This window comes from Thauera sp. ZXT1-4, assembly GCF_052598215.2.
In genome coordinates this window covers 1-13288 of sequence record NZ_JBQWSN020000015.1, presented here as the reverse complement: position 1 = coordinate 13288, position 13288 = coordinate 1, and the positions used below count along the sequence as shown (strand labels likewise).

Annotated in this window: 14 protein-coding genes; 7 read left to right on the top strand and 7 right to left on the bottom strand. The window is 53.6% G+C overall.

Going from position 1 to position 13288, the window contains the following annotated elements; translation table 11 throughout:
* The first annotated feature begins 34 nt into the window (after nucleotides 1-34).
* On the top strand, nucleotides 35-943 hold the full coding sequence (locus ACUH78_RS12365; protein WP_445333589.1) for a tetratricopeptide repeat protein: 909 nt from the start codon (nucleotides 35-37) through the stop codon (nucleotides 941-943).
* A gap of 35 nt (nucleotides 944-978) precedes the next feature.
* On the opposite strand, the gene ACUH78_RS12360 is transcribed toward ACUH78_RS12365, so the two are convergent.
* The 6 genes from ACUH78_RS12360 to ACUH78_RS12335 are packed head-to-tail and all read right to left on the bottom strand — an operon-like array spanning nucleotide 979 to nucleotide 6830.
* A complete protein-coding gene (locus ACUH78_RS12360; protein ID WP_445333588.1) occupies nucleotides 979-1380 on the bottom strand; it encodes a hypothetical protein in 402 nt (133 codons plus the stop codon).
* Between the two features lie 51 nt (nucleotides 1381-1431).
* On the bottom strand, nucleotides 1432-3645 hold the full coding sequence (locus ACUH78_RS12355; RefSeq protein ID WP_445333587.1) for a conjugal transfer protein TraN: 2214 nt from the start codon (nucleotides 3643-3645) through the stop codon (nucleotides 1432-1434).
* A 2-nt stretch (nucleotides 3646-3647) separates the two neighbouring features.
* Entirely contained in the window at nucleotides 3648-4412 is a 765-nt protein-coding gene (trbC, locus tag ACUH78_RS12350; protein WP_048704567.1) for a type-F conjugative transfer system pilin assembly protein TrbC, read from the bottom strand.
* Nucleotides 4409-5464: a TraU family protein gene (locus ACUH78_RS12345; RefSeq protein WP_011254802.1), complete on the bottom strand. Its 1056-nt coding sequence runs from the start codon at nucleotides 5462-5464 to the stop codon at nucleotides 4409-4411. Before ACUH78_RS12345 ends, trbC begins: the two co-directional genes overlap by 4 nt.
* On the bottom strand, nucleotides 5461-6096 hold the full coding sequence (gene traW, locus ACUH78_RS12340) for a type-F conjugative transfer system protein TraW (RefSeq protein ID WP_445333586.1): 636 nt from the start codon (nucleotides 6094-6096) through the stop codon (nucleotides 5461-5463). The genes ACUH78_RS12345 and traW overlap by 4 nt, the downstream gene beginning before the upstream one ends.
* Nucleotides 6093-6830, bottom strand: a complete 738-nt coding sequence (locus ACUH78_RS12335) for a DsbC family protein (protein ID WP_445333585.1) — start codon at nucleotides 6828-6830, stop codon at nucleotides 6093-6095. Before ACUH78_RS12335 ends, traW begins: the two co-directional genes overlap by 4 nt.
* Nucleotides 6831-6892: 62 nt before the next feature.
* On the opposite strand from ACUH78_RS12335, the gene ACUH78_RS12330 reads away from it, so the two are divergent.
* From ACUH78_RS12330 to ACUH78_RS12305, 6 genes are read left to right on the top strand one after another with little or no spacing between them, the layout of a single operon-like run.
* The gene (locus ACUH78_RS12330) at nucleotides 6893-8599 is read left to right on the top strand and encodes a type IV secretory system conjugative DNA transfer family protein (protein WP_445333584.1); all 1707 of its coding nucleotides are present in this window, start codon (nucleotides 6893-6895) and stop codon (nucleotides 8597-8599) included.
* On the top strand, nucleotides 8596-8901 hold the full coding sequence (locus tag ACUH78_RS12325; protein ID WP_445333583.1) for a hypothetical protein: 306 nt from the start codon (nucleotides 8596-8598) through the stop codon (nucleotides 8899-8901). Before ACUH78_RS12330 ends, ACUH78_RS12325 begins: the two co-directional genes overlap by 4 nt.
* Nucleotides 8902-8922: 21 nt before the next feature.
* Nucleotides 8923-9882, top strand: coding sequence for a hypothetical protein (locus ACUH78_RS12320; protein ID WP_445333582.1), 960 nt, complete (start codon nucleotides 8923-8925; stop codon nucleotides 9880-9882).
* Complete coding sequence (locus ACUH78_RS12315; protein ID WP_157866772.1) at nucleotides 9882-10415, top strand: D-Ala-D-Ala carboxypeptidase family metallohydrolase; 534 nt, start codon at nucleotides 9882-9884, stop codon at nucleotides 10413-10415. The genes ACUH78_RS12320 and ACUH78_RS12315 overlap by 1 nt, the downstream gene beginning before the upstream one ends.
* An 8-nt stretch (nucleotides 10416-10423) precedes the next feature.
* On the top strand, nucleotides 10424-11461 hold the full coding sequence (locus ACUH78_RS12310; RefSeq protein WP_445333581.1) for a S49 family peptidase: 1038 nt from the start codon (nucleotides 10424-10426) through the stop codon (nucleotides 11459-11461).
* Between the two features lie 9 nt (nucleotides 11462-11470).
* Nucleotides 11471-11956, top strand: coding sequence for a hypothetical protein (locus tag ACUH78_RS12305; RefSeq protein ID WP_445333580.1), 486 nt, complete (start codon nucleotides 11471-11473; stop codon nucleotides 11954-11956).
* A gap of 36 nt (nucleotides 11957-11992) precedes the next feature.
* Here ACUH78_RS12305 and ACUH78_RS12300 read toward each other — a convergent pair whose 3' ends face one another.
* Nucleotides 11993-12493: a hypothetical protein gene (locus ACUH78_RS12300; RefSeq protein WP_445333579.1), complete on the bottom strand. Its 501-nt coding sequence runs from the start codon at nucleotides 12491-12493 to the stop codon at nucleotides 11993-11995.
* Nucleotides 12494-13288 lie beyond the last annotated feature (795 nt).

Genomic DNA, 13288 nt, shown 5'->3' with positions numbered 1-13288 from the left:
ACTGCCGACATCCCTACTGGCTGCAGCGCTTACAGTGAGCTTTCCTGTCATTGCCGAGGAGCCCAGGGGTCTTGTGGATCGTGGAATACAGGCCGCTGCCGATGCGGCGAGCTCTGTAAGTTCGTGGGCGACGACAGGGGTTGAGAGCACTGAAGCCACAAGCGCCTGGAGGGCATTCAAGGGACGCAACAAGAACGCACTGGCGCGGCTCGAGCGGCTGGCCGACCGAGGGAACGCTGACGCGCAGAACTACGTGGGGCACATTTATGCAGAGGGGCTTAGCCGCCAAAAGAAAGCGGAAGATGTGGCTGCGATTGCCGCACGTTATTTCGCTCAGGCAGCTCAGTCCGGGCACGCGGTGGGAACATACAACTTCGCGCTCATGCAGCTGAAGGGGTCAGGCATACAGTTCGATGAGAAGCGAGCGATGTACGCGATGAACATCGTCAAGGATCAGATACCCGCAGCTGCCGTCCACTTGGCTCTTTATCATTACAAGCGAAATGAGTACGGTATCGCTTGGCAGAATGCGCAGTTTGCAGCGTCGCGAGGCGAGGCGATGGGTGCCTATATCGCAGGGAAAATGCTTCACGAAGGGACGGCGAGTGGTGGATCGAGCCGTCAGATTCGGGGATACCTACTGGATGCTGCGAAGTCGTACATTTCAGATGCGGCCTGGATCGTGGCCACCACCTATGATGACGATGCATCAACGGCAGACAGCCTTATGCTATCCCGAGCGTACCGTCTTATTGCAGTGGGGATGGAGCGAAGCGGATCGAAACAGACTCCACAGATCCTCGCTGGACTTTCCACTCAGGAAGCCCGTAGGGCTCAGAACTTTGCTCAGAACTGGTTCAAGCGCTTCAAAAAGCCCGAAGATACGTCGTACATGAGAACGCTTGCGGAGCAGCCCGCGATCCTTCCGCCTCGAACCTACTAAAAACCGCCCCGGCGTCCCTACGCGCTACGATTTTCTCAATCTGCGACGCCCTTCGTCTCTTCGTAGTTCTGCATGAGGCGCTTGTACATATCGGGCGGAAGAAAGCCTGGAGGCGGCAAGCCGTTCTCGCATACGGGCACCCTTATAGGCTGCTCGTAAGGGGTCACGCCACCCTGTTGCGTTTTCACGCTCATCTTCAAGCGCACATCAAAAACTCGGCATCCGGCCTCTCTTCCGGCGTCAACGACCAGTGCGTGAATATCACCAACTGCCTGAGTGTAGTCGCGAATATTGCGCTCAAAGCGGCCGGTAACCACCCCTTCTGCCCTGCCCCTCTCTGACGCAATATCGAACAGATCTGCAATCTCACCAGCATGGATAGAGGGTGCAACAACAAGAAAAGTAATCGCCATCAAGCTCAGTTTCAGTCTCTGCATTATTTTCTCCAAAATGGAGCCTCATTGTCGGATGAGGCTCCACATCAAGGGTTAGTCGTACCCGCTCATCGACTCAATGACACGCTGTCGGGCGAAATCCGCCCCAGGCTGGCCCGTCGAATTCATCAAATCGGCGTAGAAAGGACTGAAGTCGATTGCGCTGAAGTTAAGACTTTGGAACTGGGATGCAGTAAGCCCTGCGCAGCTAGCCCCAGTTCCCAGCTGTTCTCTACCAGCGTCACCGATAATCTTTGCTAGCTCTGAGTTGTAGCAACAGTAGTTCCTCCGGCAAGTTTTGAGAATACGACCGCTACATCGGCTTCCCACTTCCGAACACAGTCCAGCCCCTTTCTTCATTGAAAGCATCTGCTCGTCCTCTGTGCAGGATGTCAATTCAAAGTAGACATATAGCAATACCGCCAAGGCGAAGAGGTACGGGTTGAAGTAAAGATTGAAATTGGTTCCAGCGACATTTGACACCAATGTCGTTGTGCCAGGTAAAGTCCCGCCGATAAGAGGAATAGTCGGCATGTTATAGGCAAAGGTGAATCCATAGAAACTGAAGCTCGGATTGAAAGTGACATTTGTCCAGCTATTGGAAATCCATCCCTCCATACCAACCGCAGAAAGAAATGGTTGAGTCGAGCTGTACATGAAGTCATAAACGTAGGGCGCAGACTTGTACCAGACGTAGTCGATGCCCGTCATTACAGCTGATACCGTAGCCGCCGATACGAACTGAGAGACAACATCGTTATTGCTTTGAGCTCCAACTGAACTTTGGCAACATTTGATTGAGATGCCTTTGTTACGGTAACGGCATCGCTCAGAGCTTCCTGAAAAGAGGAGGTGCGTTTCTGGATTCAGATAAGTGCCGGCCTCTTTTGCAAACTCCATTGCTGCGGCAGCCTGCAGGAAATCTTCTTGGTTAGATGTGTATCCGGAGTCCCAGCAGTTCGTAACACCATTGTTATCAGTGACACACACTTGCTGTGATGAGCAGTTGTCGACCGGGATGGAAGCACTATCAAGAGGGCACTCATAATTCCTTGCAAAGGTTTCACACTGGTTAGCGTATGGGTTTGCAACAATTACTCCATCAAGCCCCCGCTTCGTCGCTGGGAATGTTTTGGCACATGTCCGTTCTCCTTGCTGCTGGCAAGAGAGCGCCTCCATCGCGCCGCAGCCTTCCTCGAATCGATCAGTGATGCATCCGAAGGGTAGCGATTGCGACCAGCACCGTGTTATTGCACGGCCGTTGATAATTCGTGTGCCGTAATCACTGCAGTGTGCTTCCGGAACAAGGCCAGGGTTATCCGGGTCAGGCTCATTCTCAAAGTCGCACCGTGGATTTGACTCGAGGTGGCCGCAATTATTCACCCATGTTTCGGAGGAGATAGTCCTGCAAACGTAGGTGTCTTGCTCGGTCGTACATACCCAGGTTTCGCCGACTTGAACTTGTTCAGTACCGGTAACCGCGCCAGTTTCTGGATCGACGATGTTGCGCGTTTCGTAGATCGGGTCCCAATAGCCGCCAACGCAGGTCGTACCAGTTTTGGTACAAACCGGGCTTTCCATACGGCATGTCGTTTCAAGGGGTTTTTGCCACGTGTTCGTGCATACCTGTATCGGGGCCGGGGGCGTAATCGAGCATGAACCCCCAACAGGGCGGGTGCAGCTACGATTAACGCTCGACACGGTGACATTCAGGTTGTAAGAGCACCAGGCTTCATCAACGATCCGCCCCTCATTACATGTCTCAGTCCGGAAAGTAGCTCGTTCGAAATCCTCAGCAACACATGCGTTCGGCGAAGCGGTAATTCCGAAGCCCATCGTGCTCAATTGCGAATTCGGACTCTGTTGGATTACCCTAGATTGCGTAAAGATTGGATCGGTTGGAGCCGGCCCTTTAGACATGTCGATATTGGCTTGCGTTGAGGTATTTACCGCAAAGCACTCCATATGCGCGGGATTGTTGGGGTCGAGTGTTGCAGAGCCGCATGCGTCGATACGGGCTTGTCCTCCAGGGCCCGGATCAAAGTTCGAACTAAAGTTCAGGGCTTGCGGTACGTCCGCTGTTGCGTCCGGAAAAGACAGGGCTTCTTCGGCTTGTTGATAGATGTCAAAAGTTGATCCGGGGCGGACGAGATTCGAGAGGTTACTTGCTTCCGAGTATGGATCGACTGCATAAACAACAGACGTGAAGCAAACCCAGAAGGCCATGAACCTTGCCAAGAACTTGAAGAAAGCACTCTCTATGAACACGGCTATTTCTCCTTGATCATCGCAAGCCGCTTAGCTGCAAGTTGTCGAATCTCTGGCTTGGTTGCGCTCTGGGATATTTTCTCGAGAGAACCGATGATCGATATATCTCCAAAAACGGAGGCGTACTCGCCAACTGGAAAACAGCCTTCGTCGTCGACATTCAGATTGTCACGGGACAGGACTAACGCGGGTACAGCGTCGATCTTGTAGCCGGTGAACACCTCGGGATTGATAATCCACCCAGCACCGCCGGCGTTTAGTGCGCCGGCCTGCTCCGTGGTGCGTCGAACCGTCCCGCCCTTGTAGTTACCTCGAAGCACGAGCGTTGCCCCAGCGGCTTGTGCCTGCCGCGAGTACTCGCGGATAACGTCGGGTGGCATTGAGAACGAGACAAACAGCATGAGGGTGCCGTCGGAGTTTGTCGGCGCAGCCTCGGAGGTGCGTGCACTCTCGTACCGCTTGACGAGTTCGTTGAGGTCAGAGAAATCCTTTTCCCCTGCAGCCTTCTTTGCTGCTGCGTCGGTTGTAACGCCGAGCTGATTCGTGCCTTTGAGGGCCCGTGCTGCCCGCATGGCCTTATTCATTGAGTCCATGCCTTCGACACGAAGCTGTGCTTCATCGTCTTTAAGCTTTACGTCGGCTTTGTCAAAAAGCTCTTTCGATTCCGTTCTGATCCTGTCGTATTCGGTAGATGTCGGATGGAGATTCTCTGAGAACGCATAAGCAGAAAGCGTTGAGAGAAATAAGGTCGCGAGTTGTTTTTTCATTGCAGGTCTACAACTCCCTGGCAGCAATGACGTTTGCGGAAAATGGTGTAGCCCATGTCTTTGCCATAGACGGGAACTTCTGCTCCTATTTCGGCAAGATCAGTCATTCGGCCCAGAGGATCGCAACACCGGCCGGCAACCTTTCTTTGGGGAATGTAAAAGGTGCGGGACACCTTATAGGCACGCTTATCCATCATCAGCATCGGATACCCTACACGGCACATCGCGTCGCTACCATGTGTGGCCCAGATCATTCCAGATGCATGCATCTTTGCCAGCAACCGCTGAGTCAGCAGTCGTCCCGTTTGCTCGGCGGAAAGATGCGATGTGTTATCGCCTGTCAGTGGATATGTTCCGCCGTTGCAACCTGCGCACCAGAACAGACTGGAGATCGGAAAGCCCACCGCGGCAGCCCCACAGTCGACTGCGCAGGCATTTTGAGCAGCAGTGTCAGCGAAGGCATACATGTATGGGGTGATGATTCCCGCGAGCTCCGGATCGTCCCACATAGGGTCAAGGTTCGATGTGTAGGCCAGGTCGAAGTTGAGTTTCTCCATGCAATCGTTGTCCATCACCGTTTGCATGATGAACATGAAGGGCGAGACGTAATAGTTGATATTGCGGAACGACTTTTCGCCGGAACGGATGGCACCTTGGTCATAGTCTGTAGCGGTTGTGATCTCTTCTGTTGTTCCGCCAATCAGGCCTCGAAAAGAGATGTCCAACTGCATACCGCCAAGCATCGGGTAGCAATAAGGCTCGTTGACGACCTCTGCAAAGCGCGATTGCTCCCAGAATTCCACTGGAACGCCAAAAACCGTACTACCCCCTTTATCCAGACAGCTGCATAGCAGAGAGCTGTCTCGAGTCAGAGCATCTTCTTGTCCCATAGAAAGGACGTTTGCATTGAAGATGCGAATTGGAAACATGCAACTCCAACAGATATCCGTTAGTGGATTTGGAAATTTACCGGGGCAGGTTTGCGCGAAGGACGGGAGAGGCGTCAACAGCGCAAGAACGAATGCGATGAGGGGCAAGAGACGCTTGATCATTGGGTTACCTCATCGACGCGTATCTTCATTCCATCTTGAGAGAGGACTGCTGGAACGCGCTTGATACCGAAGTGCTGGGTCAGTTTTCCGTGCTGGTCGTAGTAGATCTTCACTTTCCAGCGGTCTTGGAGCTCACGCCAGGAGCCTCCGACCAGCACCACTCGATTGAGCGGATTTTCCTCAAGGTAGCGAGCAGCGATAGAAACCTGCTTCTCATCCCGAGCATCGATAAAGACGAGTGACTTGGAGAGGGCGATGTAGTTGAAGGGGTTGTAGACGACGCCCGCTTTTGCTACGACCCGCCCTTGTTCGTCGACTACATCCTCGGAAAAACTGACAGACGGATCGAAGTGCCAAGTCTTGTTCTCTGTGGCGTAACTGATCCCTGGAACTGGGGGAGGGTCAGAGAATGCCGCAAGCGTTTCTTCTTGAAAGCGCCGTTGCATTGCATCCATCTCGCCATTCGACTGAAGCCGTTTGATGAGATCCTTGATCTGTTCAACCATGTCTGGCTCAGCGATCGGCCATGTTTGCCCATACGTTGAGCCGATGCGCTCGGCGGAAGCTGAGGAGCACATTAGCGCGGTCAAGCAGGCGAGCAGGATCTTGGTTCCTGGCCGCACTGGATTCATCGTTTCGCGCTCGAGTCGTTAAGCCATGCGTCCATGGCGGCCACGGGCATGTAGCCGGCCTTGAAGGTGCCGTCGTCGCGGACCAAGGACGGGGTTCCGGAAACACCAATTTCGCGTGACAGGCGCTCGATCTTCTCAAGGGGGTTGTCGCACGTCGCGACGGGGGGGGTCACCCCTTCTACCATCATTGCCGTCCAGGCCTGTGCTCTGTCTTTGGAGCACCACACGGATTCAGCCTTCTCTTTGGCGTTCGGATGCAAGGACGCGATCGGACTCAGGAAGACATGCATGGTGTAGTTGTCCAGCTTCATGAGTTCCTGCTCGAATCGCTTGCAGAACGGACAATCAGGGTCGGTGAATACGGCGAACTTCCTGCTTCCGTCGCCCTTGACCACCTTGAAAGCAAGATCGAGCGGAAGCGAGTCCCACTTGGCGCGTGACAGGTTGTTGCGGGCCTCTGCGGTCAGGTCGACTTGTTCCTTCATGTCGAACATCGGGCCAAAGATCAAGTAACGCCCCGATTTGTCTGCGAAAGCGACCGTACGCCCCATAGTCACTTGAAAGATCCCAGGCACCGGAGACTGCTTGATTTCAGCGATCGGAGTGTTGGGGTAGGTCTTCTCCAGGTAGGCCTTAAGTTCTGCCTCTTCGGTGGTTGCAGCAAACGCACTGCCCACCACACAAGCGGCGGCCAGAGCGGTAACAGACAGAGTTCGAGCTAATTTCGAAAGCATCGTGTGATAACCTTACAAGAAAAGACAAATGGAATAGTAACTGTCACCCAGAAGGATATCAAATGCTTCCACGACTTGGCGGATGCTCTGATGCGGTTGCCCTTTGCAGTCTCGGCGCAGCAGTCGCCGCAACAACTCCGTTTGTAGGGGTCGATCCACAGCATGCGGCTGCGCTGGCAATGGCCGGTACTACGTGGCTGGGCTATCGGGTGCTGGAGAAGGTGTCTTTCTCAAAGGCTGCGTTCGACTCGAACGTAGCGATCTCGTCGTCAGCCAAAACCCCTGATCTGGCTGGAAAAGCGGGAATGCTTATTGGCTACAAAGTCGAGGACGGAAGGCCCGTGTATGTGCCGGACGAAGACCTCATGCGGCATCTGTTCATTCTGGGTCAAAGCGGCGTTGGCAAGACCGTCCTGGGCGCCAACCTGATCTTTCAGCAGATTGCACGCGGGGGCGGGCTCACGTTCATCGACGGCAAGATGACGGACGAGGAACTGCAAAAAATCTGGCAGATGTGCGCCTGGTGCGGTCGGGAGCGTGACCTTTTCATCATCAACCCCGGCCGGCCCGAAATGAGCAACACCTACAATCCGTTGCTCTATGGTGATCCAGACGAGATTGCTGACCGGCCGATCTCAACCATTCCTCAGAATGACTCCAATCCGGGAACGGACTACTACAGAAAGGCCGCGCACCAAGGCATCGTGACTCTGGTTTCAGCAATGAAAAAGGCCGGATTGGCCTACAACTTCATTGACTTCGCGGTCATGCTGATGAACTCCAAGGCTCTTGAAGAGCTTGAGCGCAAGCTCATGGAGGTCGCCCCAAACTCCGATGAGGCTAGAGCCTTTAGTCTTTTTGTCGATCAGTTTCGGTATTCGGCTAAGCCTGGCGCAGATGCCACCATCGACATGAAACGGCTGAAGGAAGTGTTCGGTGGCATTGGGCAACGCATGTATCTGTTGGGAACAGGAAAATTCGGTGAAGTACTGAACTCGTACACGCCAGATTTGAACCTCTTCGAAGCAATTATGAACAACAAGATCATCTATGTTCAGTTGCCTACGATGGGGAAGAACGAAGCAGCGATGAACTTCGCCAAGATGTTCATCTCTGATTTTAGAACGTCGATCTCGTGGCTTCAGGATCTACCCGAAGAAAACAAGCTTCAGATACCTCACTTCTTCTTCATGGACGAAGCAGGCGGGTACGTTTCCATGAACATGACAAGGCCTTTTGAGCAAGCTCGCTCTGCCCGAGTGATCCTCTGTCCGGCCGCCCAGACCATGGCGAACTTCAAAGCGATCAGTGAAGAGTTTGCCGAGATGGTCATAGGAAACACCTGGACGAAGCTGATTTTCAAGGTCGGAACGCAGGCGTCTGCGGAAGAGATGGCGGAAGTCGCGGGAATGCACATCGTCAACGTACGGCAAGTTGCAGAGGCGCGAAATAAGGGGACCAGCTCCCAGCTTCTTCGTCTCGACCCCGCAGCCAGCGAAAGCGAGGGTCTCAGCGAGACGGTGACCTACAAGGAGCAAGAGGAAAACCGGGTTAGCGCCGATCAGCTCAAGGCGCTTGGGAAAGGTGAGTGCGTGATGCTCTATGGCGGTGATCAGGTGCACCACCTCAAAATACCCATGCTGAAATTCGATTCTCAAGAAGCGAAGAAGTTCGGAAAACCACGTGTGCACAGATTCAGGAAGCGTGCCGTCAAAGGTGCAGACTTCTTCAAGAACGCGGAAAAATATCTCTCCCGGAAAATGTCATGAACGAATGGCCACTCGGAGAGATGTTGGTTGACGGAATTCGCAAGTCACTTTTCTACGGTCTTGCGATATTCCTCATCTTGATGCTCATTCCGGCAACTCGTGAAATGTTTATGAAGTTTGTCGGAGTCGTTGGGGGCGAGACCGGTACTCGCGTCTTCAATACAGTCATCTATCTGATAAAGGGAATTTACAAGGCGCACGTTACGTTGATCTGGCATCTCTTTAATAGCAGAAAGCAAGTCTTTTTGTCTCCCGATGAAAGCCAGATAGGTGGGGCAGCAAAAGAGAAGATCAAGACTTGACCGATGAGGATGGATTGAGACGTGAGCAAAATCAAGAAGGATGCCCTTGAAGAGGCTATTGAAGTTGCAGACGAGGTTGTGTTCAGCGATAAATGGCTTGAAGAGAATAGTCTTGAAGTCTTGAAAGGTGACCCTCCCCCCTTTGAGCAATTTTTTGCAGAAGGGACCGACCTCGAGGAACTGGATGTCGCGGATTCTCTGGACGATTTCGCGGCAGACTTCAGTTTTGATGACTTCGCTGAAGCGGAAGCTGAATCATCTGCAAGTCAGAAGATTCAAGCGGCCCTTAGTGCCCTGAATATCAAGGACACAGAGGGCGTTGTTACGGCAGAAGACTTTGAGGAAGGCCCTCCACGCCAGGCATTCCAGATCATCATGCACTACGCAACTGCACTGTTGCCAGAGCTTGCCTACCCAACGAAGCGCCCGAAGAACATCGTCTACTCGCACGAAAGAGTGATGCAGGCGGTTCGTTTCATCTTTGGCAGAGAAGAGCATGAGGGTGAAGGACGGGAAGGAATTAATTTTGCATTGTGCTGCGAGACGATTGGAGAGTATGTCCGGCCTGATGTAATAAGACTTCGGTTCCACTACGAGTTCTGGCTAAGGCAACTGCGCTTCCAACACGAGTTTCCGTTTCTGATCGACCCGGTGCCAGCATTCATCGAAAATCACGCATATTTCTTGAATGGAAAAAGTGCAGCGATCATTTGCGATTTGCTCTGGTCACACCCCGGACTCAACGTGCATGAGCTTTACCGGCGTGCAATCGATATGGAGCCGACAATCACGCTGAAGGATTGGGAAAAGAGCCTGGTGATGCTGGACGAGGAGTACATCGTCAGCGATTTCGTCGGTCACTGGTATCTCACAGGGAAAAACCCGGTTCGCTCGCATCAAGACGACGTTGCTGCGGGGAGAAGATATCTATCTAAGTACGGCCGACTGAATTGGTCCGCCCACTTTGGGACTCCGGCGTGATGAATCGTCGAGATTTCCTGTTATTTGCAGCCAGCGCTGCTGTTGCCACGGCGCTACCTCTCCCTGCTCAAGCGCAGCAGTTGCCGCGAACGCTTTGGATCGCTCGCGACAACCCTCAGGATGGCGTGCTGCTCGATATCAGCACTGGGAAAGGGATTGCCTACCTCCAATACCTTTTGCGTGATGTTCGTGCAAACCGTCAGGGATTGGTCCATCCCCAGATCGTCAGCAACCTTGCTTGGGTCCAAGCGTGGCTCGCGCACTGGGGGCTGAAGGCGCCGATCGTGGCGACGTCCGGCCTCCGAACGGAGGTGACCAATCGTGAGGTGGGAGGAGCCCATCAGTCTCAGCATCTCCCTGACAATAATGGCGTCTTTCGCGCTGTCGATTTCTGGGTTCCCGGCGCAAACTCTGAGGACGTTGCCAGAATGCTCGAGTGGGCAAGAACGGGAGGTGTCGGCTTCTACCGGTCCTCAAAGCACATTCACCTTGATGCCGGTCGTCCGCGTTCGTGGGGACTGGCTAGAAACTGAAGAACACCATGCTACGAAAACTCAGACTGTGGATTTCGAAGAAAGCTGCCGGAGATATGGATCTAGACATTGCAGGAAACAACACCGTGTCGGAGGCAGAGCTCCACAACACGATGGCGAGCATTCTGCTCGCAGATATCTTGAAGGAACGGCGGTCCGAACGCAGGTGGAAGCTGTTTCGGCGCTTCATGATCGCATCGTTCTTTATCGGTGGCGCTGTGCTATACGCGATGTTTTACACAAGCACCCTTGGCATAAAGGTGAACATATTCGAGCGATTTAAGGAACGCGAGCCCGAGCTGGCAGTGGTGCGTATCTCTGGGACGATTGGCGAAGGGGTGACGGCAGATACCTTGATACCTGCGATCCGATCTGCGTTTGAAGCGCCTACTACCAAAGCGGTCGTTCTTCAGATTGACTCGCCGGGGGGTGCCCCGGGCGACGCAGAGCGAATCGGCAATTTTGTACGCGACATGCGGGTGTCCAGCGAGACTCCGATCCATGCGGTGATCGAGGGCATCGGTGCAAGCGCGGCCTACATGATTGCGATGGAGACCGACAGCATCTACGCCGGCCGGTACAGCTTGGTCGGCTCGATTGGGGCCGTCTTGTCAGCATGGGAGGCTCACCAGCTGCTTGACCGTATCGGGGTGCAGCAGCGGACATTCTCTTCCGGCGAGCTCAAGTCGATGCTCAACCCCTTTGCGCCGCCCAACGACGAAGGCAACGCCAAGGCGCAAGCGCTGGTGAACGAGATGGGCGGGATGTTCCGCGAGGACCTGATGCTCGCCCGGGCAACCAAGCTCAAGAAAGACATCGACTACGGAACGGGAGAAGTCTGGAACGGGGTTGCAGCCAAAGAAATTGGCCTGATCGACGAGATTGGCACCATCGAAGCGGTTCAGACCCGATACGGCGCCACGAAGATCCGGGTGTACCGTCCGCGTGTCCAGTATCGGTTTATGAACATGCTTAGTGACTGGACCAAGGATATGGGCTTGTCACTTCCGTGGGTGGCTGACGGCTTCAGTTATGAGTTGCGCTGAGAGGAAGGAATGATCGGTTTTATGTTTCGCCATCCCATTTTGTCGCTCGCCGCGGCCTCGATTGTGGCGGTCAATGTTTTCGACCTTCCCTTGTCTCATGCCGTCGAAAAGGTCACTTCGGGCGAGGTGCTCGGGTTGGATGTCAATGCGAGCGGCTTGCGGGACGACGTGGAGAACTGGATCCACGGGCTCTACCCTGAAGCGGCACACCCCATCCGGGTCGCAGCAGAGCAACTGGGCAAGGCCTACCAGCTCGGGATGCAAGCCTTCCACGAAAACTCGCCTGAGTTGAAAAACAACGCGATCCAGGCCTATGGAATTGCGCAGGCCTGTGTGGGGAAGCATTTCTCGCCCGAAGCTGCCGCGAAGATCAATGCTGGGATTGAGAAAGCTATGGGGAATACGTCAGAGCGAGCGCAGTACGTTGTTGCACTCAAGGCCCAGCACGCGCGGGTTGTGAATAGCAACCCTGGCACTTACAGCTGCCCGTATTGAGCTCGGGGCGGCACTGGTTCAGGCTTTGCCCGCACGTCAAAGGAAAAACGGTTCGCCGTGAGGAAACGTGATGGCAGGCAAGCCAATTTCCTTGCGTCCCTTGAGATAGGTATCCATATCAACAAAGCCAAACTTTGCAATTCGCGGCAGATGAATAAAAACGCCGTAAGTAAGGTGATACTGCTTCAACAGTTTTTCGATTCCATGATGAGGCGGAAGGCCCGTCTTCATCCAATCTTTGAGCAAGTTGACCTCATCGCTGTCCCAGCAAGGGCAGCCAGGCCTCTCATAGAGATTCATTTCGTTGCAACGCGCACAGATGGTCGCCAGACCCCTGACCAGAATTATTTCGCCCTGCTCGCTTTGGACAAGAAGACGCTCCTGGTTGTAGCCCCGAGCAAAGAAAGGGTCCTGAAGTGCGAGATCGTGAGGCGCGATAAAGCCTTCGCGAGCAGCCCTACGGCCTTCACGAAAATGTTTCAATTCTTCTTCATCAAAGAGTTTTACGGGCTTCTTGTGCGCGTCGATGGGAGTCAACCGTAATCTCGAGATTGCTCATGGCTATGTTTAACGGAGCCTTCATCTTTTTTGCAGCGATGAAGCTTTAGAATCGTCAGAAATCCAAGAGCGAACTCTTCGTAGTTCATCCCTTGGTGTGGCTCTGTGCGTTTGAATTTGCGACACCAGAAAGCGTAATAGCGGAGCCCTTCCTCAGTGAAAAGTGCGCCACCCTCTGTGGTCCTGGATACACCTTCGCGCCAAAAGCCTTTCCAGCGGAATTGGTCGAAGCGGATAGGATTGCTCTGCGTCATTGAGTAAGGCTAACACTGGAAAGGTTTGCCTTCAAGGATTCTTCTTATACAAAAAACCCGACCTCATGAGGCCGGGCTGTGTGTCATCGTTTAGAGATCCGCACGTAGTGCCGACAACGTAACGCTTGGCGGACAGCTGCAGCAGATCCACCGGCATGGGCTACTGCTTCCGAACCCTGGTCATGCAATCCCCGCACTCTCAGTCCAAAGAGTGCATTCGTCGCTTCACCCGTAGTTAGAAGACAACTTTGAATCATCGTCTTGATAAGTCGCCTGTAGCGATTCTCGATTCCAGGAAGATCGATAAAGAATCGACATCCATTCAGTTTGCTCCGTTCGATCTGATGTTCGGAAAGATCGCAAGGTGAAAAGAGGCTGACGACTTCGGAACTGACTCCGCAGATCTCGAAAACCATTCCGTCAATAATGACGCTGTCACCAGAAGCCCAATTATTTAAGGCTCTATGCCGTTTCCAGTGGAAATTGACTTCTCAACAAACATGACGGTAGCGCCCGTAGT